Below are 22,949 nucleotides of genomic sequence, written 5' to 3' on the forward strand. Positions count from 1 at the left end.
GAGAAAGGCCCCGCGAACCCGACGTTCACGGGGCCTCCCGCCTGTTCGCCGCGCGAAGCGCTTGGGGCGCAACGGATCTCCGGCTATTCCGGCCGTTCCGCCCGAGCCGCGCGCGGCAATATCACTTCGACATTTTCTTCAGCCCCGCAGTCGCCTGGTCGACCGGGATGCCGACCGGGGCGGGGGTGGCCTGCCCGTTCGGGTACCGGTCGATGACGACGTGGAGGTCGAGCGGCGCGAAACCCCAGATCGGCTGGTCGTGGCCCCACTGCCCCCACGGCAGGCAGGTCTGCGCGGTGCCGGTGAACCGGACGACGTCGAAGCCGTAGGTGGCGCGGCCGGTCTCGCCGGGCTTGATCGAGTACGGCCCCACGTTCTGCCCGAGCGTCCAGGACAGCTGGTAGGAACCGCCGATCGTGCCGCCGATCCCCTGGTAGCTCATGGTGATGTTCCCCGACGCGGTCAGCGTCTGCGTCGTGGACAGCGTCTGCTGGAGGTCGATCGGCGCGTCGGTGCCGTTGGCCGTCGAAATGGCCCCGACCCGGAGGAAATCCTCCGAGCTGGCGCTGACGGTGTAGCGGGTGCTGAACGCCTGCGTGGCCGGATCGCAGGAGTTTCCGGGCGTGCCCGCTTCCGCGGCCGAAGGCACGGCCATGGTCGTGAGCACCGCCGCGGTCACCACGCCGACGGCGGACGGAGTGCGAAATTTACCGAGCATTTTCCAGGACCCTCTCTTGACCTTGCTTGTCCACAGTGGATCTCGGGGCCGGACCGGGTCCCGGACGTTACGGTCCGGCGCTGATCGTGGACAAGGCGGCTTTCCGCGTTCTTTGCGGACTGGGGCGGTTTTCCTGAGGGCCCCGCCGCCGGTCTCCGCGCGAACGGCGACGGACAGTGCCCGTCGCCGTTCGCGCTGGAGAAGCCAAAGGCCGCTGGACGCCGGCTGGTTACCAGCCGCGCTCGGCGAGCCGGTGCGGTTCCGGCACGTCCTCCACGTTGATCCCGACCATCGCCTCGCCGAGCCCGCGCGACACCTTCGCCAGCACGTCCGGGTCGTCGTGGAACGTCGTCGCCTTCACGATCGCCTCGGCGCGCTGTGCCGGGTTGCCGGACTTGAAGATGCCCGAGCCGACGAACACGCCCTCCGCGCCGAGCTGCATCATCATCGCCGCGTCGGCCGGGGTCGCGATGCCGCCCGCGGTGAACAGGACCACCGGCAGCTTGCCCGCTTCGGCTACCTCGCGGACCAGCTCGTACGGGGCCTGCAGCTCCTTGGCGGCGACGAACAGCTCGTCCTCCGGCAGCGACTGCAGGCGGCGGATCTCGCCGCGGATCTTGCGCATGTGCGTGGTCGCGTTCGAGACGTCGCCGGTGCCGGCCTCGCCCTTCGAGCGGATCATCGCCGCGCCCTCGGTGATCCGGCGCAGCGCCTCGCCGAGGTTGGTCGCGCCGCACACGAACGGCACGGTGAACGCCCACTTGTCGATGTGGTTCGCGTAGTCGGCGGGGGTGAGCACCTCGGACTCGTCGATGTAGTCGACGCCGAGCGACTGCAGCACCTGCGCCTCGACGAAGTGCCCGATCCGCGCCTTCGCCATCACCGGGATCGAAACCGCCTCGATGATGCCGTCGATCAGGTCCGGGTCGCTCATCCGGGCGACGCCGCCCTGCGCGCGGATGTCCGCGGGCACGCGCTCCAGCGCCATGACGGCGACCGCGCCCGCGTCCTCGGCGATCTTGGCCTGGTCGGCGGTCACGACGTCCATGATCACGCCGCCCTTGAGCATCTCCGCCATGCCGCGCTTCACCTTCGCGGTGCCGGTGACGGTCTGGGGTTCGGCGTTCTGCTGCTGCGACACCTCGGGGGCCTTTCTCGGGGGAGCGGAAGTGGTCTTCCCGTCCAGCGTAGGACGGCGGTGGACCGCTGAGGCAGGCCATTGACCGGCTATCTCGGAAGGCCACTTTCCGTGCGGAGAGATCCACTTCGGCTCGGTCACTTTTCCGGCCGGAAGCGTTGACCTGGGCCTTCCGGGACGGCCTACCATGGAAGACAGGTCCGGGCCGGGAACGCCCGCCCGGACCGGCTCCGGTGGAGACCACCTTCGAGGTGGCCACTGGCGACAGATTTCAGCAGTCCACTTCACGCCGGCGAGGGACCGGCGCCCGGAGCGCCGCCCGGGTGGGCGGCGGCCCCGGTGCGGCCCGCCTGACCTGCCCGGTTGCGCTTTGGGCGGCCCCCCTAAGCTGGAGTGAACGTCTCACGGGAGGTCGGGTGGCGACAGCTACGGGAGCACGGCCGGCGGTCGGCGTGCTCGCCTTGCAAGGCGCCGTGCGCGAGCACGTCGCGATGCTGGAGGGCGCGGGCGCCCGCGCGGTTCCGGTGCGCCGCCCCGCCGAACTGGCTCAAGTGGACGGCCTGGTGCTCCCCGGAGGGGAGTCCACCACCATGTCGCGGCTGCTCGAGACCTTCGAGCTGCTCGAACCGCTGCGCGAGGCGATCGCGGGCGGCCTGCCCGCGTTCGGCTCGTGCGCCGGGATGATCCTGCTGGCCCGCCAGGTGCTCGACGGGCGCCCGGACCAGCAGCAGCTCGGCGGGCTCGACGTGGTCGTGCGGCGCAACGCGTTCGGCAGGCAGGTCGACTCCTTCGAGGCCGACCTCCCGTTCGCCGGCGTGCCCGGCGGGCCGCTGCACGCGGTCTTCATCCGGGCCCCGTGGGTCGAGAAGGCGGGCGGCGGAGTCGAGGTGCTGGCCACCGTGCCCGACCCGGACGATCCGCCGGACGGGCCCCGGGCGGATAGGATCGTCGCCGTCCGGCAGGGGGCGGTGGTGGCCACGGCGTTCCACCCGGAGATCACCCGGGACGAGCGCGTGCACCGGCTGTTCGTCGAGCTTGTGCGAAAAGCCTGAGCAAGGATTGCGGCGGCCGCGCCGGGAGGCCCGCGGCCGCGGAACAGATGGAGGAAAGATGAGCGGCCACTCCAAGTGGGCCACGACGAAGCACAAGAAGGCGAACCTCGACGCCAAGCGGGGCAAGCTCTTCGCGCGGCTGATCAAGAACATCGAGGTCGCCGCCCGCACCGGGACCGGGGGAGGGGACCCGGACGGCAACCCCACGCTGTACGACGCCATCCAGAAGGCGAAGAAGAACTCCGTCCCGCAGGACAACATCGAGCGCGCGCGCAAGCGCGGCGCCGGCGAGGAGGCGGGCGGCGCCGACTGGCAGAACATCACGTACGAGGGCTACGGCCCGAACGGCGTGGCGGTGCTGATCGAGTGCCTCACCGACAACAAGAACCGCGCCGCGATGGAGGTCCGGACCGCGCTCACGCGCAACAACGGCTCGCTCGCCGACCCGGGTTCGGTCGCCTACATGTTCAACCGCAAGGGCGTCGTGATCATGCCCAAGGCGGACGCGAGCGAGGACGACGTCCTGCTGGCGGTCCTCGACGCGGGCGCCGAGGAGGTCAACGACCTCGACGAGAGCTTCGAGATCGTCTCCGAGGGCGGCGACCTGGTGCCGGTGCGCAAGGCGCTGCAGGAGGCCGGGTTCGAGTACGAATCGGCCGAGCTGACCTTCCTGCCGTCGGTGAGCGTGCCGCTCGACGTCGAAGGCGCGAAGAAGGTCTTCAAGCTGATCGACGCGCTCGAGGACTGCGACGACGTGCAGAACGTCTACGCCAACTTCGATGTGTCCGACGAGGTCATGGCCGCGGTGGACTGATCCAATCGCACGCGACACGGCCGCGCTCCCGGCACTCCGGGAGCGCGGCCGTTTTCGTCTCGAATCCCGTTGGCACGCAAGGGTAATCGGGAAAATCCTTGGGGCGTCCGGAAAATGACCGGCGCGGGGACTGGGCTCGGGCGCGCGGGTGGGGCAGAATGTCCGCCGTGACGACCTCCTCCCTCACCGAACAAGAGCAGAGCCTCATCGCCTGGATCGAAACCCAGGCGAGGGAACGAGGGAACGCGGTCATCGCCGTGGCCGCCGATGACGAGGGCGCGGGCTACTGCTTCACCGCGTGCGCGTGGGCGCTGCACAACGTGCCCGAGGCGGTCGTGATCGGGCTGCCCGACCACATGGCCCCGGTGCTGCTCGACGCGTACGTCGACCGCTCCGCCAACGGCGAGATCTTCGAGGTCGGCAAGCGCTACGACGATTTCTTCGACGGCGCGCCGGTGATCTTCGAACGCGTCGCGAAAGGCCACTACCCGGAGTACTTCGGGTCCGCGTTCCTCGTGTACCCGGACGGCGACTTCCCGGCGCTGCAGATGATCGTCGCGACGCCGGACGGGCACTTCCCGTGGCACGCCGACGCGCCCGAGGGCTTCGCCGAATGGCAGCCGGTGCTCACCGAGAGCGGGGACCCGGAAAGCTGGACGCCCGGCGTCGACGGCCCCTGACCTGCGGTTCCCGGCTAGCCCAGCGCGGCGAGGTCGGCGGCGGCGTCCGGAAACCGCGCGGCCAGCGTCGCCGGATCCGCGAACTCCACGCAGTCGTCGGTGTAAGGCGGCACCACCACGGTGCCGAGCAGGCTCCACGCGCCCAACGGCACCGTGGCCTGCCATGTTCCAGCAGGCACGACGACCTGCGGACGTTCTCCGGCGGTCACGTCGCTGCCCAGCACCGGGCGGGTCACTTCGCCGCCGGGATGCAGCAGCAGCATCCGCGCGGGCGAACCGGCGTGGTGCACGAACACTTCGACGCGGTCCAGCCGGTGCGGGGCGGAGATCTCGGGCGCGGTGAGCCGGTAGTAGATCGACGACCCCTCGGCCGCGCGCCAGCTCTCCGCGAACCGGCCGCCCTCCACCGGGAGCGGCTTCAGGCCGAGGTGCGCGACGTAGTCCTCCGGTCCCGGCACGCCTCCATCGTGCTCTCGGGCGGGCTCCGTCCGCCATGTCATCGCTGGTGCCGACACGTGTGCACGTGTGTTAGTGCGTGTCTGCGCGGGGCCATCAGCTTCGACCGTTAGCCTGCATCTCGAACTAATGTTCGCGCGGGCGAAGGAGAAACGGTGCGGGTGCTCGGGGTCGACCCCGGTCTGACCAGGTGCGGCCTCGGCGTGGTCGACGGCGGCAAAGGCCGGTCGGTGCGCCCGGTCGCGGTCGGGGTCGTGCGCACGCCCGCGGACCAGGATCTCTCGCAGCGGCTGCTCGGCATCGCCGACGAGGTGGAGCGCTGGCTCGACCGGTACCGGCCGGAGGCGGTGGCCGTCGAGCGGGTGTTCGCGCAGCACAACGTCCGCACCGCGATGGGCACCGCGCAGGCGGGCGGGGTCGTGGCGCTGTCGGCGGCGCGGCGCGGGCTGCCGGTCGTCTTCCACACGCCCAGCGAGGTCAAGGCCGCCGTCACCGGGTCCGGCCGCGCGGACAAAGCGCAGGTCACCACCATGGTGATGCGGCTGCTCGGGCTCGAGGTCAAACCGCATCCGGCGGACGCGGCCGACGCGCTCGCGCTCGCCATCTGCCACCTGTGGCGCGAGCCGATGCGGGTCCGGCTCGCCGAGGCCGAGGCGCGCGCGGCCGAACTGGTCCGCGCGCACAAGGCCCGGCTCGCGGCCGCGGCCAAGGCGGCGGGCACCACCAAGAAGCAGAACGAAACAGGAGCACGACGATGATCTCCTCGGTACGCGGCGAAGTGCTGTCCGTCGGGCTCGACCACGTGGTGGTCGAGGTCGGCGGCGTCGGCCTCGCCGTGCAGGCCACCCCGGCGACGCTGGCCACGCTGCGCCGCGGCGAGCAGACGCGGCTGCACACCGCGCTGGTCGTGCGCGAGGACTCGCTGACCCTCTTCGGGTTCGCCGACGAGGACGCGCGCGAGCTGTTCGGCCTGCTCCAGACGGTGTCCGGGATCGGGCCGCGGCTCGCGCTGGCGACACTGGCCGTGCTGGAGCCGGACAAACTGCGCGCGGCGCTCGTCGAAGGCAACATCACCGTGCTGACCCAGGTGCCCGGCATCGGCCGCAAGGGGGCCGAGCGGCTCAGCCTCGAACTGCGGGACAAGGTCACCGCGCTCGGCGGCGCGGCCGACGCCCCGGTCGTGGCCGCGCCCGGCGCGCTGCGCGGCGAGGTCGTCGAAGCGCTGGCCGGACTGGGTTTCCCGGCGAAACAGGCCGAGCAGGCGGTGGACCGGGTGCTGTCCGAAGGGGACGGCCACACCACGTCCTCGGTGCTGCGTGCGGCGCTGGCCGCGCTGGGCCGCAAGCGGTAGCCGCCGATGAACCACGAAGTGACCGAGTTCGACACCGGCGGGTACGAGGCGGACGACGAAACGCTGTCCGCGCTCGCGCAGACCGGCGAACGCGACCTGGAGACCTCGCTCCGGCCCCGGAAACTGGACGAGTTCGTCGGCCAGGAACGCGTCCGCGAGCAGCTGGAACTGGTGCTGGAGAGCGCCCGGCGGCGCGACGTCCCGCCGGACCACGTGCTGCTGTCCGGCCCGCCCGGCCTCGGCAAGACGAGCATGGCGATGATCGTCGCCGCCGAACTGGGCGCGGCCATCCGGATCACCTCCGGGCCCGCCCTGGAGCGCGCGGGCGACCTGGCCGCGATGCTGTCCAACCTCGCGCCCGGCGACGTCCTGTTCATCGACGAGATCCACCGGATCGCCCGGCCCGCCGAGGAAATGCTGTACCTCGCGATGGAGGACTTCCGGGTCGACGTCGTGGTCGGCAAGGGGCCGGGGGCGACCAGCATCCCGCTGGAGATCGCGCCGTTCACGCTGGTCGGGGCCACCACCCGGTCCGGCTCGCTGACCGGGCCGCTGCGCGACCGGTTCGGCTTCACCGGCCAGATGGAGTTCTACTCCGCGGCCGAGCTGGAGCTGGTCGTCCGCCGCGCCGCCACGATCCTCGGCATCGAGATCGACCGCGACGGCTGCGCCGAGATCGCCGGCCGGTCGCGCGGCACCCCGCGCATCGCCAACCGGCTGCTGCGCCGGGTCCGCGACTACGCCGAGGTGCGCGCCGACGGCAAGGTGACCCTGGAGGTCGCGCAGGCCGCGCTGAAGGTCTACGACGTCGACGAGCTGGGCCTGGACCGGCTGGACCGGGCCGTGCTCAGCGCGCTGACCCGCTCGTTCGGCGGGGGACCGGTGGGCATTTCGACGCTCGCGGTCGCTGTCGGCGAGGAGTCCACTACGGTCGAGGAGGTGTGCGAACCGTACCTGGTCCGGGCCGGTATGCTCGCCCGCACTCCGCGCGGCCGGGTCGCGACCGCGGCCGCGTGGCTGCACCTCGGACTGGAGCCGCCCCCCGAGGCGGGGCGGCCCGATCCGGGCGGTCCGACGCTGTTCGACCAGGCCTGACAAGGGCGGACAGCGGCCCGGGTGGTGGCGTTTCCGCCGGTACCTGGCACACTCGAATACAGCACATCCGTCGAAACCGGACGCGGGCAGCCGAGCGAGGCGTCCGTCGAGGAGAGTCATGAACCAGTTACTGCTGCCGTTGCTGCTGCTGCTCGTGGTGGCCGTGCCGCTCGTCATGGGCACCCGCAAGCAGAAGAAGCAGCAGGCGGCTCAGCAGGAGATGCAGAACAGCATCGCCCCTGGCGACCGCGTGATGACCACGTCGGGCATGTACGGCACGGTCGCCGACACCAGCAGCGACACCACGATCGACATCGAGATCGCGCCGGGCGTCGTCACCACCTGGCTGCGGCTCGCGGTGCGCGAGAAGGTCGAGCCGGTCGTCGAGGGCGACGAGACCGCCGAAACCGACGGCGACACCGCGGTCGCGGGCATCGAGTCGGCCCCGGCCGAGACCGCCGCGGCGACCACTGCGACCTCTTCGGAGGCCCCGGCCCAGGAGTCGATCTCCGCCGAGGAGAAGCAGACCTCCGGTGCGCAGGTGGCGCCCCCGCTCGAGCACGGGAAGAAGTAGCCTCCGCGCTTCACCGGGCAGTGATCCGCCCACAGCCGACGAAAGTCGGTACGGGCGAACGCCGGGCTCACGCAGCACCGAGTACTGTCTCGGTGCTGCGTGCGTGTCCGCCGCCATAGTTCACGCCCAGCCGCGTCCGGGGGACCCCCTTCCGGCTCGCGCACCCGAACCACTTGGGGTCCATCCAGTCCGTGCCAGTTCGAGGAGACCGAAGCACCGTGGCACCATCGGCCGGGCATCTCCGCCCGGGACGCTATCTCGCCTTCTTCGCCCTGATCGTGGTCGCGCTGTACGCCTTGGTGTTCTTCACCGGCGGCGGCAAACCGACGCCGAAACTCGGCATCGACCTCCAGGGCGGCACCCGGGTCACGCTCACCGCGCGCACGCCCGACGGCAGCCAGCCCACCCGCGAGTCGCTGAATCAGGCACGCCAGATTCTCGAGACCCGAGTGAACGGGATCGGCGTCAGCGGCGCCGAGGTGGTGCTCGACGGCAACAACATCGTGATCACCGTGCCGGGCGAGCAGGGCGACCAGGCGAAGAACCTCGCCCGCACCGCCAAGCTCGGGATCCGCCAGGTGATCACCTCGGTCCCGAACACCCCCGGCGCACCGCCGGGCGCCCCGGCCTCCGGCGCCCCGAGCGCGCCGCCGAGCCAGCCGGCAGGCGGCGGGGGAGCGGAAGGCGCCCCGGCGCAGCAGCCGCCGAGCACGACGCCGTCGGCTCCCGCCACGGGCAGTGGCAACGCGGGCAAGAACCCGATCGAGGAAGCCCGTGCGGTGCGCCAGGCTCCCGCGCTGATGCCGAAGAGCCAGCAGGAGGCCGCCGCCGCGCAGGCCGCGCAGCAGAAGGCGCTCGCCACGCTCAATTGCGCGCCCAACGCCCACGACCCGCTGGAGGGCAACGACCTGCCGAACCAGCCGCTGGTCACGTGCGGCGACAAGGGCGCGACCAAGTACGTGCTCGGCCCGGAGTTCATCCCCGGCACCGAGATCTCCAGCGCGAACTCCGGCTACGACCAGACGCGCGGCCAGTGGATCGTCGACCTGAGCTTCAACGGCGCGGGCGGCAAGACCTGGGGCGACTTCACGTCGGCCAACGTCGGCAAGCAGGCGGCGTTCGTGCTCGACACGAACGTGGTGTCCGCGCCGACCGTGCAGAACGCCATCCTCGGCGGCAACACGCAGATCACCGGCCAGTTCACCCAGACCGACGCGAAGAACCTGGCGGACATCCTCAAGTACGGTTCGCTGCCGCTGTCGTTCGACTCGTCTGACGCCACCACGGTGTCCGCGACGCTCGGGTACGCCTCGCTGCAGGCCGGCCTCATCGCCGGCGCGATCGGCCTCGCCGTCGTGTTCATCTACTGCCTGTTCTACTACCGGCTGCTCGGCCTCCTCACGATCTGGTCGCTGGTGCTGTCGGGCCTGCTCGTGTACGCGGTGCTGGTGCTGCTCGGCCGGTGGATCGGGTACACGCTGGACCTGGCGGGCGTCGCCGGCCTGATCATCGCGATCGGCATCACGGCGGACTCGTTCGTCATCTACTTCGAACGGCTGAAAGACGAGATCCGGGAGGGCCGGACCTTCCGGTCCGCGGTGCCGCGCGGCTGGACGCGAGCGCGGCGCACGATTCTGGCCTCGGACGCGGTCAGCTTCCTCGCCGCGGCGATCCTGTACATCATCGCCGTCGGCGACGTGCAGGGCTTCGCGTTCACCCTCGGCATGTCGACGGTGCTCGACCTGGTGGTCGTCTACCTGGTCACGCATCCGCTCGTGGCGATGGTGTCCACCTCGAAGTCGAAGTTCCTGTCCAACCCCCGGAATCTCGGCCTCGGCGCCGTCCTGAAGCTCGGCGCGCAGCGCAAGCCCACGCGTCCCGCTCCCGGCCGCCGCTCGAACGTGAAGGAGGCCTGACGTGAGCGACGAAACCTCGGGCGTCACCTCGGAGAGCCCGGAAGGCTCGACCGGCTCGAACGGCACTGACAGCGCCGCCGCGGCCAAGCCCGGCAAGAAGGAAAGCTTCTTCCACCGGCTTTACGTCGGCACCGGCGCGGTCGACATCGTCGGCTCGCGCAAGCGGTGGTACATGTTCTTCGGGCTGCTGCTGCTGGTCTGCATCGGCTCGATGGTCTTCCGCGGCTTCAACGTCGGCATCGAGTTCGAGGGCGGCACGCAGATCCAGCTGCCCGCGCACGGCACGCACGGCCAGATCACCCAGGACCAGGTGATCAAGTCGTTCAACACCGCACTGGGCGAGGCCCCGGCGGAGACCCAGACGGTCGGCACCGGCAACGCGTCGACCATCCAGACCCGCTCCGAGACCCTCACCGCCGACCAGGTGGCGAAGGTCAAGAAGCAGATCTTCGAGGACCTGGGCCCGATCGGCAGCAACGGCCAGTCGAGCGTGCAGGCGATCAGCGACAGCGCGGTGAGCGCGTCGTGGGGCGACGAGATCTCGCGCCAGGCCCTGATCGCGCTCGGCGTGTTCCTCGTGGCGGTCGTGCTCTTCCTGGCGATCTACTTCGACACCAGGATGGCGCTCGCGGCGCTCGTCTCGCTGCTGCACGACATCGTGGTCACCGCGGGCGTGTACTCGCTCGTCGGCTTCGAGGTCACGCCCGCGACGGTGATCGGCCTGCTGACCATTCTCGGGTTCTCGCTGTACGACACCGTGGTGGTGTTCGACAAGGTCCGGGAGAACACCCGCGGCCTGCTGGGCCTCTCGCGGCGGACGTACGCGGAAGCGGCGAACCTCGCGCTGAACCAGACGCTGATGCGGTCGTTCAACACGGCGTTCATCGCGCTGCTGCCGATCCTGGGCCTGCTGATCGTCGGCTACATCCTGCTCGGCTCGGGCACGCTGCAGGACCTGGCGCTGGTGCAGCTCACCGGTACCCTGGTCGGCGTCCTGTCGTCGGTCGCGCTGGCGACGCCGCTGCTGGTCGACTTCAAGATGCGCGACCCGCAGTACCGGCAGCAGGCCGACCGGGTCGCCGCCCGCCGGGCGAAGGCCGCGAAGCGCGAAGCCGCCGCCGACGACGACTTCGACGCCAACGACGACGACCAGCTGGCCGCCGAACTCCGCAAGGAAAAGGCGATGGCCGCCGCGGCCGGAGTCCCGGCACGGCACCCGAAGCAGCGTCCGTCCGGGAAGAAGAAGCGCTGACCGCATGAAGCTCGACGAGGCTCTGGACCTGATCGCCGAGGTGCCGGACTTCCCGGAACCCGGCGTCCTGTTCCGCGACCTGAGCCCGCTGTTCGCCGACGGCCCCGGCTTCGCCACGGTCGCCGACGCGATGGCGGACACCCTCGACCCGGCGACCGACCTGGTCGCCGGCGTCGAGGCCCGCGGCTTCCTGCTGGCCGCGGCAGTCGGCTACTCCCGGGGCATGGGCGTGGTCCTGGTGCGGAAACCAGGCAAGCTCCCGTCGGTGGCAGGCCGGGTGGACTACTCCCTGGAGTACGGCACCGCGAGTGTCGAACTGCCAGCCGGAGTCGTCCGCCCCGGCCAGCGCATCGCAGTACTGGACGACGTCCTGGCCACCGGCGGCACCGTCGCGGCCACGGCGAAACTCCTGGAAGACGCAGGCGCAACAGTCACCGGCGTTTCGGTAGTGCTGGAGCTGGCAGCCCTGGGCGGCCGCGCCGCCTTGGGCGGCCGCACCGTGCACACACTCCGCACCGTCTGACCCCCCTCGCACCGGGCACCCGTCTGTGAGGGCCACCTTCACGGACTCTGATTCCCTCAGGGTTCCCCTCACGACCCTCGGCGAGCCCGCCCCAGCCCGGTCGGTCCGTGAAGGACTCCTTCACGTACTTAGATTCCCTCAAGGAGTCCTTCACGGACCGCTCCGCCCTCGCCGCTGCTGTTGCGCCCCAATGTGGCGTTGGTTGCGTCAGATGCACCCAATGCCACATTGGGGCGCTAGCCCCCACCCGGCTACCAACCGCCACCGATGCACCCAAAGCAGCGAGGCACCCAGACCCACCCCCGCACCCCGATACGAAGCCTCCCTGCGGTCTGGTGGTGCTTGTCAAGGCATCTTTCCCGCCTTGACAAGCACCACCAGACCGTCAGCACAATCAGGCTTCGGGGTGCCCCACCGCACAGAGCCCGCAATGTCGCCGCCAGGCGACGAGCCCCCCAGGCACACCGCACCACGGCACGTCACCAACCACGCCAACAGACCAACCAGTTACCCTGAAGGTTCGAAGCCGCACGAAGCAGCTGGAGGTGCGGGTGAGCCAAGAGCTTGACGCCGACGTCCCCGCCAAGGGAGGCGTCACCGCCGCGGACACCGGGACCCGGCCCAACGGAGCCGCCCCCAACCCGTCCGCGACCCGCCGCGTCCGCGCCCGCCTGGCCCGGCGCATCACCGCCCAGCGCGCCGCCCCGGTCAAACAGGTCCTCGAACCCCTGGCGGTCATCCACCGCGAACTGCACCCGAACTCCGACCTGGGCCAGCTCCAACGCGCCTACGACGTCGCCGAAGAACTCCACCGCGAGCAACGCCGCAAATCAGGCGACCCGTACATCACCCACCCCCTCGCGGTAGCCACCATCCTCGCCGAACTGGGCATGGACACCACCACCCTCGTAGCAGCGCTGCTGCACGACACCGTGGAGGACACCGGCTACTCCCTGGAACAACTGAAGGCCGACTTCGGCGACAAGGTCGGCGAACTCGTCGACGGCGTCACGAAGCTGGACAAGGTCAAGCTCGGCACCTCAGCCGAGGCGGAGACGATCCGCAAGATGGTGATCGCGATGGCGAAGGACCCCCGCGTCCTGGTCATCAAGCTCGCCGACCGGCTGCACAACATGCGCACGATGCGCTTCCTGCCGCCGGAGAAGCAGGCCCGCAAGGCGCGCGAGACGCTCGAGGTGCTCGCCCCGCTGGCGCACCGGCTCGGCATGGCCACGGTCAAGTGGGAGCTGGAGGACCTCGCGTTCGCGATCCTGCAGCCGAAGAAGTACGACGAGATCGTGCGGCTGGTCGCCGACCGCGCGCCCTCGCGCGACACCTACCTGCGCAAGGTGATCGCGGACCTGACGAACAACCTGGTGTCGTCGCGGATCACCGCGAAGGTCGAAGGCCGGCCGAAGCACTACTACTCGATCCACCAGAAGATGATCGTCCGCGGCCGCGACCTCGACGACATCCACGACCTGGTCGGCGTGCGGATCCTGGTCGAGGACGTGCGCGACTGCTACGCCGCGATGGGCGTGGTGCACGCGCTGTGGCAGCCGGTCCCGGGACGGTTCAAGGACTACATCGCGCAGCCGCGGTTCGGCGTGTACCAGTCGCTGCACACCACGGTGATCGGGCCGGACGGCAAGCCGCTCGAGGTGCAGATCCGCACCTACGACATGCACCGCACCGCCGAGTACGGCATCGCCGCGCACTGGCGGTACAAGGAAACCAAGGGCACGCACGCCAGCAACAACGCGATGGAGCTGGACGAGATCGCGTGGATGCGGCAGCTGCTCGACTGGCAGCGCGAGGCCGCGGACCCGGGCGACTTCCTCGAATCGCTGCGCTACGAGCTGGCCGCGCGCGAGATCTTCGTGTTCACGCCGAAGGGCGACGTGATCACGCTGCCCGCGGATTCGACGCCGGTGGACTTCGCGTACGCGGTGCACACCGAGGTCGGCCACCGCTGCATCGGCGCGCGGGTGAACGGCAGGCTGGTCGCGCTCGAGCGGAAGCTCGAGAACGGCGAGGTCGTCGAGATCTTCACGTCCAAGGCGGAAAGCGCGGGCCCGAGCCGGGACTGGCTGCAGTTCGCCGGTTCGCCGAAGGCGCGCGCGAAGATCCGGCAGTGGTTCGCGAAGGAGCGCCGCGACGAGGCGATCGACGCGGGCAAGGAAGCGATCACCAAGGAGATCCGCAAGGTCGGGCTGCCGATCCAGCGGCTCGTGTCGGCCGAATCGATGGGCTCGGTCGCCACCGAGCTGCGGCACGGCGACATCTCGTCGCTGTACGCGGCCGTCGGCGAGGGCCACACCAGCGCGAAGCACGTGGTGCAGCGGCTGGTCGCGCTCATCGGCGGGGTCGAGGAGGCCGAGGAGGAGCTGGCCGAGCGGGCCACGCCGTCCACGGTCACGCGCCGCCGGGGCTCGAACGACGTCGGCGTCATCGTCAAGGGCGCGAGCGACGTCTGGGCGAAGCTGGCGCGCTGCTGCACGCCGGTGCCGGGCGACGAGATCCTCGGCTTCGTGACGCGCGGCGGCGGCGTGAGCGTGCACCGGACGGACTGCACGAACGCCGACGACCTGCGGACGCAGCCGGAGCGGCTGGTCGAGGTGGAGTGGGCGCCGTCGTCGTCCTCGGTGTTCCTGGTGGCGATCCAGGTCGAGGCGCTCGACCGGCACCGGCTGCTGTCGGACGTCACGAAGGTGCTCGCGGACGAGAAGGTGAACATCCTGTCGGCCTCGGTCACGACCTCGCGGGACCGGGTGGCGGTGAGCCGGTTCTCGTTCGAGATGGGCGACCCGAAGCACCTCGGGCACGTGCTCAAGGTCGTCCGCGGCGTCGAGGGCGTGTACGACGTGTACCGGGTGACCTCGGCTTCATAACCGATCCGGCGGCGTACAGGCGGACGGCTGACAGCTTCTCGGCCGGGTCCGGGGGTATCCCCGCGTGCTCGGCTGGGCGGCCGGACAGGAGCACTTCTCCCGGGAACGCCAGCAGGTGCAGCGGCTCTGCGATTCCGGCGAGGACCGGCGCGCGTTCACGGCACCAGCTCCCCGAACGCGACCCCGTGCCGGGCCACGATGCCGCCGAGCAGCGGCACCGCCTCCGGCCACGGGGCGTCGGACGGCACGGTGGCGTCGACTTCGCGGAAGAACCGGCCCATCGCGTCGTCCGGGGTGAACACCAGGAATTTCGCGTGCGGCGAGTGCACGGTGAAGGTGTTGGCCGTGCCCGCCGGGATGTGCACGCAGGCACCGGGGCCGAGGTCGTGCAGCTCGCCGTCGAGGCACACGGTGAGCCGGCCGTGCAGGACGTAGAACGCCTTCGCCCACGGGTCGGCGTGCGGCGGGACGGCGGGGCCGCGTGGTGCGTCGACCTCGAACAGTTCGTAGCCGCCGGTGTCCTCGGCGGCCGCTTTCACCGTCACGGTCGCGTCTTTGGTGTCGAGTTCGGGGCCTTCGCCCGCGGTGCTGAGATGAATGGTCATGCCCTCGAAGCTAGAAACGCCGTGGCGGCTGGGCCATCCCGGAAATCAGGGATGTCCGCGCGGGAACGGCGCGCGCATACTGCGTCGGTGTGGGAAGGCCGGGCGCGGAGCGTACGGCGGGAGCTGGCGGCTCTCGCCGCGACCGGGTGCGGTGTCGCCGAGCTGCACACGGCGGCCATCGACCTGGTCGACCGGATCGTGCCGACGGACCTGACCTGCTGGGCGTCGCTGGATCCGGACACCGCCGTGATCAGCTCGATGACCAGCGGCCGCGCCCGGATCCCGGGGGAGTACGAGCCGCTGCTCGCGACGTACGAGTACGACGGCGCGGAACCGCACACTTTCGCCCAGCTGGCCCGGCGTCCGGTGCCGGTGGCGCGGCTTTCCGACCTGCCCCGCCGCGAACGCGAGCGGAGCGGACGGTGGGCGCAGGTGTGGCGGCCGCTCGGGCTGGAGAGCGAGCTGCGGGTCGGGTTTCGCGCGGACGGCGTCTGCTGGGCTGCCGCCGGGCTGGTGCGCCGCGGCGAGTTCAGCGATCGCGAGGTGGAGTTCCTGACCTCGATCGGGCCGACGCTGGCCGCGGCCACCCGCGTCGCGGCGCTGGCGCGGGGTGCGGTGTCGGCGGTCGAACCGGCGATCGTCGTGGTCGGCCCGGACGGTCGCCGCCGAGGGGCGACTGAGGGCGTCGGCGTGTGGGAGTCCGAATTGGACGCGATCGCCGACGGCCGGTTCGCGGTGCTGGTGCGGGCGGTCGCGGTCGGCGCCCAGTCCGCGGCGGGTGGGACGTTCCGGGCCCGGGTCCGCGACGCGCGCGGCGGCTGGATCGTGTTGCAGGCCAGCAGATTGGTCTCAGACGACGCTGCCGGCGACGACGCCCGCGACGTCGTGGTGACGATCCGCCGCGCCTCCGGCGGTGAGCTGCTGGACGTGCTGCTCGCGGCCTACCGGCTGACCGCGCGCGAACGCGACGTGTGCCGGGAAGTCCTCTCCGGACTGTCCACTTCGGACATCGCGGCGCGGCTGGGGATCTCGGCGAACACCGTGCAGGACCACCTGAAGTCGGTGTTCGGCAAGGTCGGGGTGCGCAGCAGGGGCGAGCTGACGGCGCGGCTGTCCGGTTGGGCCGGTGACCTGTCCCACAGCGGGATCGTGGGTTCGCCGCATTAGGGTGCTGGCATGACGGACGGACTCGAGTTCACCCGCGAAGGCGCCGTGGCCCGGCTGACGTTCTCCCGCCCGGAGAAGATGAACGCGATCACCCACGGCATGTGGGCGGCGATCCCGGGCGTGGCGGCCGAGGTCGAGGCCGATCCCGGGCTGAAGGCGCTCGTGCTGACCGGGGCCGGCCGGCATTTCTCCGCGGGCGCGGACATCGGCGAGTTCCGCGAGCTGCGCTCCACCGCGGACGCCGCCGCGAAGTACGACGAGGCGGTGGACAGCGCGGTGGCGGCGCTGACCGCGATGCGCAAGCCGACGGTCGCGATGGTCCAGGGCAACTGCATCGGCGGCGGCTGCCAGATCTCGGTCGCCTGCGACTTCCGCTTCGCCGCCGACGACGCGCGCTTCGGCATCACCCCGGCCAAACTCGGCATCGTCTACCACTTCGCCTCGACGCGGCAGCTGGTGTCGCTGGTCGGCCCGGCGCACGCCAAGTACTTCCTGCTGTCCGGCGAGCTCGTCGACGCGTCCCGGGCCCGGGAGATCGGCCTGGTCAACGACGTTTTCCCGGCCGCGGACCTGGAAACGGAGACGGCGCGGTTCGCCGAGACGCTGTGCGGGCGTTCGCAGGCGTCGATCCGCGGGATGAACCGGATCATCGAGAAGATCGTCGCGGGGCAGGAGAAGACCGACGACGAGGTGGAGGAGATCCGGCTCGCCGCGCTGCACGGGGAGGACTACGCGGAGGGCGTGGACGCGTTCCTGAACCGGCGCGCGCCGAAGTTCACCTACCGCTGACCGGCGCGATAAGCAGTTGACGGCCGGGTGAGACTGGCTCTGTGGCGCTGACCATCCACCACCGCAGCCGGAACCCGGAGATCTTCCGGGCGACCGACCACGCCGACTTCGACCGGTCGTGGCCGGTCTTCATGCAGCACAACCCGACCGGGCACCTCTACTACGGCGAACTCGACACGGTCGCCGACTACGTGCTGCTGGCGACGGACGACGACGAGCCGGTCGCCAAGGCCTACTCGACGCCCTTCGCGTTCGGCGGCCCCGGGCGCGAGGAGCTGCCCGACGGCGGGTGGGACGAGGTGATTCGGTGGCAGCACGCCGATCGGCTGGCCGGACGGGAACGCAACGCGGCGACCGCGCTGGAGATCGTGGTCCGCAAGGAACAGCAGGGCACCGGACTCGCGTCGGTGATGGTGAAAGCGTTGCGGGACAATGCGTTCCGCCTCGGGCACGAGGTGCTCTACGCGCCGGTGCGGCCGTCGCGGAAGGCGGACGAGCCCGAGACTCCGATGAGCGAGTACGCCTTCCGGACGCGTGACGACGGCCTGCCTTACGACCCGTGGCTGCGGGTCCACGTGCGCGCGGGCGGGCGGATCCTCAAGGTCTGCCCGGTGTCGATGACCATTCCCGGCACCCTCGCGCAGTGGCGGGAGTGGACCGGGCTTCCGTTCGACACCGACGGACCGGTGGCCGTGGAAGGTGCGCTGAGCCCAGTCCAGGTGTCGGTGGCGCAGGACGCGGCGGTCTATGTCGAGCCCAACGTCTGGGTGGAACACCGCAAGCCCTGAGACTGCGTCAGATCTCGTCCCACGGTGCGGCTTCGTAAGCCGCTGTCAGCAGTTTCGTCGCGACGGGCGAGGTGCGCAGCGGCACGCCGTCCACCGAGGCGACCGGGCGACCGATAGTCGCGGAGTTCGTCAGGAACATCGCGTCGAATTCCGGGAGTTCCGCCGGGTACACCGGACGGGTCTCCTGCGGCACGCCGGCCGCGCGCAGCTGCTCCGCGAGCACCAGGTACGTGATCCCCGGCAGCACCTCGGCCTCCGGCCACACGATCGTCTCGCCGCGCAGGAAGCCGACGTTCCAGATCGTCGCCTCGCTGATCCGGCCGTCGCCGGCGAGGAACACGGCGTCGTCGTATCCGGCGAGGGCGGCGGCGCGCGAATGGTGGGTGAGACCGAAGCCGCCGAGATGCTTCACGTGCGGCAGATCCCGTTGGTAGGCAACGGATCGCAGCCTGATCGGGGCGGCGACGTGCTCGCTGGGCGGCGCGGTGCGCACCAGGATTTCGGGCTTCATGGCGGCGTCGTGCGGCGACGATCGCGAGAAAATGATCACCCGCACCGACAGCGCGCCCTGACCGGCCACGAGCCGCCGGACGTAGCTCCGGACGAGATCGGTGTCGAGGTCGCTGCCGAACACCTCCCGGGTGCTCGTCGCGAGCCGGTCGAGGTGGTAGCCGAGGCCGCGCACGCGCCCGTCGCGGACCTGCATGGCGGTGAAGTGGCCGTAGCTGGTCGCGGCGGCAGCGAGATCGGCGGTGCCGGGAGCAGCACCGCCGATCTCGACTCGCATTGTCAACTCAGGAAACCGTGACCGCGGTGAACTTGACCGGCTGCTTGGGCTCGCCGGTCGAACCGTCCTGGCCGATCGCGCCGATGCCGTTCTTCGCGATCTTGTCGAGCACCTTCAGGCCCTCGTCGGAGATGCTGCCGAAGATCGTGTACTGCGGCTGCAGCGGCGCGTTGCCGTAGACCATGAAGAACTGGCTGCCGCCGCTGTTCGGCTGGCCGGTGTTGGCCATCGCGAGGATGCCGCGGCCGTACTTGGAGGTGTCGACGACCTCGTCCGGCACGGTGAAGCCCGGGCCGCCGCGGCCGTCCTTCAGCACGTCGCCCTTCGCGTCCGGGTCGCCGCACTGCAGCATCTGCAGGTCGGTGACGCCGAGGCGGTGGCAGATCGTGTCGGTGAAGAAGCCCTGCTTCGCGAGGCTCTCGAACGCCTGCACGGTGCACGGCGCGAGCGCGCGGTCCAGCGTCATCGGGATGTCGCCCTGGGTGGTCTTCATCGTGACGTTGACGGTCCCGCTCGACGACACGTTCTTGCCGTCCGGCACGGTCGCCTTCTTGCCCGACGGCGGCTTGCCGCTGGCGTCGGCCGGGTACGAGCACGTCGTCGGGTTCGGCAGCGCCTTGGGGCGCTTGGGGAGCGCGGTGCGCTCGGTGGGGATGTTCGTGGCGCTCGGGACCGGCGGCGCGGAGCTCGACGGCGGCGGCGTCGCGGACTGCTCGTCCCCGCTCCCGCTGCTGTTCACGATCCACACCACGAGACCGGCGACGATGAGGACCACACCGCCGACCACTCCAGCGCCCACGATCTTGCGTCGCTTCGCCTGTTCCGCCCGGCGCACGAGCTGCCGCTCGAGTTTGCGCTTTGCGGCTTCTCGGCGCTGCTGGTTGGTCGCCACCCGCCCTCCAGTTTCCGCTCGAAGTCACACGTCTGAGGTAGCGGCAGTGTATGGGCACAGCCTGTTAGGACTCCGTACAGGGGCGGCTAGTCTTCACCGGGTCGTGATCAAGGCCGCTTCCGGGGAGGAGGGTTCGGTGCTCGTCGCCGGGTTCGCCGCGGGTCCGCTGCGCTCGAATTGCTATCTGCTGGCCCCCTCCGCCGGTGGTCCGTGTCTCGTCATCGACCCGGGTGAGGGGGCTGCCGAACCCCTGGCCGGGGCGCTGGCGGAGCATGACCTGACGCCGGTCGCGCTGCTCGCCACGCACGGCCATCCGGACCACGTCGGGGCCGCCGCCGAGCTGTCGCGAGCGTATCGCGCGCCGGTGTGGCTGCACCCGGACGACGCCGAATGGCACGACGGGCCGTTTGAACCGCTCACCGGGAACGAGGTCGAGGCGGCCGGGCTGGCCGTCGGCGTGCTCCCGCTGCCCGGGCACACGCCGGGGTCGGTGGCGTTCACGGTGGAGACCGGGGAGGGTGGCAGGCTGGTGTTCACGGGGGACACGCTGTTCGCCGGTTCGGTCGGGCGCACCGGCGGATCCGGCTCCGACCTGGAGAATTCGTTGCGCACACTGCTCACGCTCGCCGACGACACCGTCGTGTTGCCCGGTCACGGGCCGGCGACCAGTATCGGGCGCGAGCGCGCCGCCAATCCCTTTGTGCCAGGAGACGTGAAGTGACCGGGAACGACGAGAAGCCTGCCGAGCGGTTGCCGCTCTTCGCGGACGAGCCGAAGATGCGGCGGCGGCGTGCTTGGTCGGGGATTTTCGGGGTGCTGATCCTCGCTGCGGCGTTCGGCGGGATCGTGGGGTTGATCGCCGGGCAGGTGCCTGGGTTGATCGTCGCGGCCGTGGTGGCGTTGCCGTTGGTTTATGTGGTGCTGTTCGCTTATCGCCGCCGGATTTGGCTGGAGGGTACGACGTTGATCGTGCGTACCTGGGGGATTCGGCGGGTGGACCTGCTGGAGGCGCCTCGGCTGGATGTCGTGATCAGCGATGTCCGGGGGAGCCGGACGGTGGCGTTGCTGGTGAATGCGGGGCATCGGCGGCGGGCGGTGAAGCTGGATCTGGCGGTGTTTTCCGGGACTGGGGGCCGGGAGCTGGGGGCGCTTCAGTTGCGGCGGTTGGCTGATGCGGTTTTGAATAATACTGAGGCTAATGGGTTGGTTTTTTCGGAGCTGCTGGTCGCGGAGTTGAGGGCTGAGGCGCGGGGGGACGGGGTGGCGGAGAGGCCGTTGTATCGGTTGGCTTCTGCTGCGCCAAGCGGGAAGTATTTGCAGCGGTTTCCTATGGAGGCTGTGAGCCGGTTCGTCGCGACTCTGTAATTTGGCGCGGTCGTGGTTGGGTTAGTCGTGTCCGGCCGGTTCTCGAGTGTGTTCTTCTAAAGCGGCTACTCGCGCGCGGATTTGGTCTAGGTGGTCCGTCAGTTCGGGGAGTTCTTCAGCTACATAGGCTAGAAGTCGTTCGAGGTGGCGCAGGCTTGTGCGGACCTCATCGAGTGCGGTGGCGATCCGGGGGACCGTTTCGGCGGCTTCTAGAACCGATGAGAACAGGCGGCGGATTAGGTGCACGGTGACTCTGGGTCCGGCCAGGGCGGCTGAGAACACGGGCCCTCCTCGGGGGCGGGGGTCGCGGTCTTCGTACCTCATCTGCGACGCCTGTCCTCGGCCGGGGCTGGCTGCTGTTACTGGTGTTGCTTGGTGGTGTTGATGAGGTGTTCTGTTGGCTCTCGGGCGGCGATCAGGGCGGCTAGGACTGTCGTTACCGGTACTGCGGCGACGATGCCTACTGAGCCGGCCAGGGTGCGGATGATTTCTGCGGCGATGTCTTCGCTGCCTAGCAGGGCGCCTAGGCCTACGCCGGAGATGGCGGAGTAGAGCATTACTGGGAGTGCGGCGCCTGCGTAGGCCATGACCAGCGTGTTTACTGCGGAGCCGACGTGGTCGCGGCCGATTCGCAGGCCTGAGCTGTATAGCTCGCGCCAGCCTAGGGAGGGGTTCGCGCGGCGTAGTTCCCAGACTGCGCTGGTCTGGGTGATCGTCACGTCGTCCAGGACGCCTAGTGCGCCGATTACGATGCCGGCCAGCAGCAGGCCTCGGGCGTCGATGCCGTGGCCTAGGGAAGCGATCAGGGTCGTGGTGCTGTCGTCCAGGCCGGTGAGGGACGCGGCGGCGGAGAAGATCGCGGACAGGATTCCGATCAGGGCCAGGCTGACCAGCGTTCCCAGTACGGCTACCGAGGTTCTCGCGGAGAGGCCGTGGGTCAGGTACAGCGCGAGGAACATGATCGCGCCTGCTCCGGCGATCGCCACTACGAGCGGGTTTTCTCCGGCGAGGATCGCGGGCAGTACGAAGAGGACGATCACTACGAAGCTCAGTACCAGGGCGACCAGCGCGGCGAGGCCTTGCCAGCGGCCGAGTACCAGGACGGCGATCGCGAACAGCGCGGCTAGCAGGACTAGCGGCGTGCCGCGCTGGAAGTCGACCAGGGTGAAGGACTGCGGGTCGAGGGGGTTGCCGCCGTTGTAGGCGAGCACGACCTTGTCGCCGGCGGTGAAGCGCGGGGTGCTCGGTTCGATCGGCACGGTGAGGCGGACTGGTTTTCCGGCTGCTGGGCCGTCGCTCATCTGCAGGTCGACGGTGAGGCAGGGTTTGGCGTCCGGGTCTGGTTGCGAGCCGACCTGGACTTGGCCGGGTTGCAGGCACGGGCCGGACGTGGCCGTCGTGATCGCGGCTTGGACCGGGGTGCCTTGCTGCACCGCGCTTTTCGGCAGGGAGCTGCCCCACGGGTACAGCACGATCATGCCGACGACGGTGGCCAGGGCCAGCGGGGCCAGGAGCCAGATCAGGAGTTTGCGGACTCGTTGCGACGCTGGGGCGGCTGGGCCGTGCCCATGGCCGTGACCGTGCCCGTGGCCGGTTTCGGTGGCTGCTGGGGGTTGCGGAGTGTCCTTTTCGGACTGTGGCGGGCGGCGGCGGGTGCCGGGCGGCGGGGTGTCGCCGGTGCGGCGGGGGAGTCGCTGTTCGCCGGATTGTGCGCCGCTGCGCGGGGTGCCGGGTTGGGCGGGCCGGGGTGCGGCGGCGCGCGGGCGGCGGGGCTCGCCGGATCGCTCCGGTCGCCGTCCCGGGTCGCTGGTGCGGCGGGGTTCGCCGGAGCGGTTGGCCGGGCGCGGGCGTTCGCCGGTGCGGTCGGCTGGCTGGCCGGACGCGGGCGGTCGTGCGTACTCGCCGGAGCGGTCGGGGCGTCCGGGGTCGCGGCGCGGGCGGGCGCGCGGCGGGGTGGTGGAGGGCGGCACAGCGGGGGACGCGGGCGGCTCGCCCGGCACTCGCGGCAGCGGGCCGGTGTCGTCGGGGTCCTGATCGGGGTAGTCGTGCGGTGCCACGGCGGACATCCTGCCCTCCCCGCTCGCGGTTCACCCGTA

At 70.5% G+C, this 22,949-nt stretch carries 23 protein-coding genes; 16 read left to right on the forward strand and 7 right to left on the reverse strand.

The annotated features are described in order from the left end of the window. Positions 1–121 precede the first annotated feature (121 nt). Both ACFSVL_RS18395 and pdxS read right to left on the reverse strand, forming a co-directional pair. Positions 122–718: a hypothetical protein gene (locus tag ACFSVL_RS18395; protein ID WP_378305679.1), complete on the reverse strand. Its 597-nt coding sequence runs from the start codon at positions 716–718 to the stop codon at positions 122–124. Positions 719–947: 229 nt separating this feature from the next. After that, entirely contained in the window at positions 948–1,859 is a 912-nt protein-coding gene (pdxS, locus tag ACFSVL_RS18400; protein WP_037811282.1) for a pyridoxal 5'-phosphate synthase lyase subunit PdxS, read from the reverse strand. A gap of 413 nt (positions 1,860–2,272) precedes the next feature. Here pdxS and pdxT point away from each other — a divergent pair, with 413 nt between their 5' ends. The 3 genes from pdxT to ACFSVL_RS18415 all read left to right on the forward strand — a co-directional run bounded on the left by pdxT (position 2,273) and on the right by ACFSVL_RS18415 (position 4,402). Beyond that, positions 2,273–2,908 carry a pyridoxal 5'-phosphate synthase glutaminase subunit PdxT gene (pdxT, locus tag ACFSVL_RS18405; protein WP_378305681.1) on the forward strand — a complete coding sequence of 212 codons (636 nt, stop codon included), beginning with the start codon at positions 2,273–2,275 and terminating at the stop codon, positions 2,906–2,908. A gap of 58 nt (positions 2,909–2,966) precedes the next feature. Continuing rightward, positions 2,967–3,722 (forward strand): YebC/PmpR family DNA-binding transcriptional regulator, encoded by a 756-nt coding sequence (locus ACFSVL_RS18410; protein ID WP_378305683.1) that lies wholly within the window; start codon positions 2,967–2,969, stop codon positions 3,720–3,722. 158 nt (positions 3,723–3,880) lie between these two features. Further along, positions 3,881–4,402, forward strand: coding sequence for a DUF4262 domain-containing protein (locus tag ACFSVL_RS18415; RefSeq protein WP_378305685.1), 522 nt, complete (start codon positions 3,881–3,883; stop codon positions 4,400–4,402). 14 nt (positions 4,403–4,416) lie between these two features. Here ACFSVL_RS18415 and ACFSVL_RS18420 read toward each other — a convergent pair whose 3' ends face one another. Next, positions 4,417–4,860, reverse strand: a complete 444-nt coding sequence (locus ACFSVL_RS18420) for a cupin domain-containing protein (RefSeq protein WP_378305687.1) — start codon at positions 4,858–4,860, stop codon at positions 4,417–4,419. Between the two features lie 153 nt (positions 4,861–5,013). Between ACFSVL_RS18420 and ruvC the strand changes: the two genes are divergently transcribed. The 8 genes from ruvC (at position 5,014) to ACFSVL_RS18460 (ending at position 14,460) form a co-directional block, all read left to right on the forward strand. Beyond that, positions 5,014–5,616 carry a crossover junction endodeoxyribonuclease RuvC gene (ruvC, locus tag ACFSVL_RS18425; protein WP_378305689.1) on the forward strand — a complete coding sequence of 201 codons (603 nt, stop codon included), beginning with the start codon at positions 5,014–5,016 and terminating at the stop codon, positions 5,614–5,616. Then, positions 5,613–6,209, forward strand: coding sequence for a Holliday junction branch migration protein RuvA (gene ruvA / locus ACFSVL_RS18430; protein ID WP_378305691.1), 597 nt, complete (start codon positions 5,613–5,615; stop codon positions 6,207–6,209). The genes ruvC and ruvA overlap by 4 nt, the downstream gene beginning before the upstream one ends. Positions 6,210–6,215: 6 nt before the next feature. Then, a complete protein-coding gene (gene ruvB, locus ACFSVL_RS18435; protein WP_378305693.1) occupies positions 6,216–7,304 on the forward strand; it encodes a Holliday junction branch migration DNA helicase RuvB in 1,089 nt (362 codons plus the stop codon). Positions 7,305–7,422: 118 nt separating this feature from the next. Further along, positions 7,423–7,878 (forward strand): preprotein translocase subunit YajC, encoded by a 456-nt coding sequence (yajC, locus tag ACFSVL_RS18440; protein WP_378305695.1) that lies wholly within the window; start codon positions 7,423–7,425, stop codon positions 7,876–7,878. A gap of 218 nt (positions 7,879–8,096) precedes the next feature. Continuing rightward, positions 8,097–9,794 (forward strand): protein translocase subunit SecD, encoded by a 1,698-nt coding sequence (gene secD / locus ACFSVL_RS18445; protein WP_378305697.1) that lies wholly within the window; start codon positions 8,097–8,099, stop codon positions 9,792–9,794. A gap of 1 nt (position 9,795) precedes the next feature. Beyond that, a complete protein-coding gene (gene secF / locus ACFSVL_RS18450; protein ID WP_378305699.1) occupies positions 9,796–11,046 on the forward strand; it encodes a protein translocase subunit SecF in 1,251 nt (416 codons plus the stop codon). A 4-nt stretch (positions 11,047–11,050) separates the two neighbouring features. Next, entirely contained in the window at positions 11,051–11,569 is a 519-nt protein-coding gene (locus tag ACFSVL_RS18455) for an adenine phosphoribosyltransferase (protein ID WP_378305700.1), read from the forward strand. 551 nt (positions 11,570–12,120) lie between these two features. Further along, positions 12,121–14,460, forward strand: coding sequence for a RelA/SpoT family protein (locus ACFSVL_RS18460; RefSeq protein ID WP_378305702.1), 2,340 nt, complete (start codon positions 12,121–12,123; stop codon positions 14,458–14,460). A gap of 155 nt (positions 14,461–14,615) precedes the next feature. Here ACFSVL_RS18460 and ACFSVL_RS18465 read toward each other — a convergent pair whose 3' ends face one another. Beyond that, positions 14,616–15,065, reverse strand: coding sequence for a cupin domain-containing protein (locus ACFSVL_RS18465; RefSeq protein ID WP_378305705.1), 450 nt, complete (start codon positions 15,063–15,065; stop codon positions 14,616–14,618). A 51-nt stretch (positions 15,066–15,116) separates the two neighbouring features. Here ACFSVL_RS18465 and ACFSVL_RS18470 point away from each other — a divergent pair, with 51 nt between their 5' ends. From ACFSVL_RS18470 to ACFSVL_RS18480, 3 genes are read left to right on the forward strand one after another with little or no spacing between them, the layout of a single operon-like run. Then, positions 15,117–16,232, forward strand: a complete 1,116-nt coding sequence (locus ACFSVL_RS18470; RefSeq protein WP_378305707.1) for a helix-turn-helix transcriptional regulator — start codon at positions 15,117–15,119, stop codon at positions 16,230–16,232. A 9-nt stretch (positions 16,233–16,241) separates the two neighbouring features. After that, on the forward strand, positions 16,242–17,021 hold the full coding sequence (locus ACFSVL_RS18475) for an enoyl-CoA hydratase/isomerase family protein (RefSeq protein WP_378305709.1): 780 nt from the start codon (positions 16,242–16,244) through the stop codon (positions 17,019–17,021). A 41-nt stretch (positions 17,022–17,062) separates the two neighbouring features. Next, entirely contained in the window at positions 17,063–17,809 is a 747-nt protein-coding gene (locus ACFSVL_RS18480; RefSeq protein ID WP_378305711.1) for an N-acetyltransferase, read from the forward strand. Positions 17,810–17,816: 7 nt separating this feature from the next. Here ACFSVL_RS18480 and ACFSVL_RS18485 read toward each other — a convergent pair whose 3' ends face one another. After that, the gene (locus tag ACFSVL_RS18485; RefSeq protein WP_378305713.1) at positions 17,817–18,596 is read right to left on the reverse strand and encodes an aminotransferase class IV; all 780 of its coding nucleotides are present in this window, start codon (positions 18,594–18,596) and stop codon (positions 17,817–17,819) included. Positions 18,597–18,603: 7 nt separating this feature from the next. After that, positions 18,604–19,488 carry a peptidylprolyl isomerase gene (locus ACFSVL_RS18490; protein ID WP_378305715.1) on the reverse strand — a complete coding sequence of 295 codons (885 nt, stop codon included), beginning with the start codon at positions 19,486–19,488 and terminating at the stop codon, positions 18,604–18,606. Positions 19,489–19,624: 136 nt separating this feature from the next. Between ACFSVL_RS18490 and ACFSVL_RS18495 the strand changes: the two genes are divergently transcribed. Together ACFSVL_RS18495 and ACFSVL_RS18500 are read left to right on the forward strand one after the other, a co-directional pair. Beyond that, positions 19,625–20,209: an MBL fold metallo-hydrolase gene (locus ACFSVL_RS18495; protein ID WP_378305852.1), complete on the forward strand. Its 585-nt coding sequence runs from the start codon at positions 19,625–19,627 to the stop codon at positions 20,207–20,209. Positions 20,210–20,265: 56 nt separating this feature from the next. Further along, positions 20,266–20,853 carry a hypothetical protein gene (locus tag ACFSVL_RS18500; protein WP_378305854.1) on the forward strand — a complete coding sequence of 196 codons (588 nt, stop codon included), beginning with the start codon at positions 20,266–20,268 and terminating at the stop codon, positions 20,851–20,853. A gap of 359 nt (positions 20,854–21,212) precedes the next feature. On the opposite strand, the gene ACFSVL_RS18505 is transcribed toward ACFSVL_RS18500, so the two are convergent. Next, on the reverse strand, positions 21,213–22,919 hold the full coding sequence (locus tag ACFSVL_RS18505) for a YibE/F family protein (RefSeq protein ID WP_378305717.1): 1,707 nt from the start codon (positions 22,917–22,919) through the stop codon (positions 21,213–21,215). Between the last annotated feature and the right edge of the window lie 30 nt (positions 22,920–22,949).

Source organism: Amycolatopsis silviterrae (genome assembly GCF_042684085.1).
GTDB classification, from domain to species: Bacteria; Actinomycetota; Actinomycetes; order Mycobacteriales; family Pseudonocardiaceae; genus Amycolatopsis; species Amycolatopsis silviterrae.

Coding starts and splice junctions, on each gene's coding strand:
- ACFSVL_RS18485 (WP_378305713.1), bottom strand. CDS start 18,596: ATGCGAGTCGAGATCGGCGGTGCTGCTCCCGGCACCGCCGATCTCGCT.
- ruvB (WP_378305693.1), top strand. CDS start 6,216: ATGAACCACGAAGTGACCGAGTTCGACACCGGCGGGTACGAGGCGGAC.
- ACFSVL_RS18410 (WP_378305683.1), top strand. CDS start 2,967: ATGAGCGGCCACTCCAAGTGGGCCACGACGAAGCACAAGAAGGCGAAC.
- ACFSVL_RS18395 (WP_378305679.1), bottom strand. CDS start 718: ATGCTCGGTAAATTTCGCACTCCGTCCGCCGTCGGCGTGGTGACCGCG.
- ACFSVL_RS18475 (WP_378305709.1), top strand. CDS start 16,242: ATGACGGACGGACTCGAGTTCACCCGCGAAGGCGCCGTGGCCCGGCTG.
- ACFSVL_RS18470 (WP_378305707.1), top strand. CDS start 15,117: ATGTCCGCGCGGGAACGGCGCGCGCATACTGCGTCGGTGTGGGAAGGC.
- ACFSVL_RS18455 (WP_378305700.1), top strand. CDS start 11,051: ATGAAGCTCGACGAGGCTCTGGACCTGATCGCCGAGGTGCCGGACTTC.
- ACFSVL_RS18500 (WP_378305854.1), top strand. CDS start 20,266: ATGCGGCGGCGGCGTGCTTGGTCGGGGATTTTCGGGGTGCTGATCCTC.
- yajC (WP_378305695.1), top strand. CDS start 7,423: ATGAACCAGTTACTGCTGCCGTTGCTGCTGCTGCTCGTGGTGGCCGTG.
- ACFSVL_RS18415 (WP_378305685.1), top strand. CDS start 3,881: ATGTCCGCCGTGACGACCTCCTCCCTCACCGAACAAGAGCAGAGCCTC.
- ACFSVL_RS18505 (WP_378305717.1), bottom strand. CDS start 22,919: ATGTCCGCCGTGGCACCGCACGACTACCCCGATCAGGACCCCGACGAC.
- ruvA (WP_378305691.1), top strand. CDS start 5,613: ATGATCTCCTCGGTACGCGGCGAAGTGCTGTCCGTCGGGCTCGACCAC.
- ACFSVL_RS18465 (WP_378305705.1), bottom strand. CDS start 15,065: ATGACCATTCATCTCAGCACCGCGGGCGAAGGCCCCGAACTCGACACC.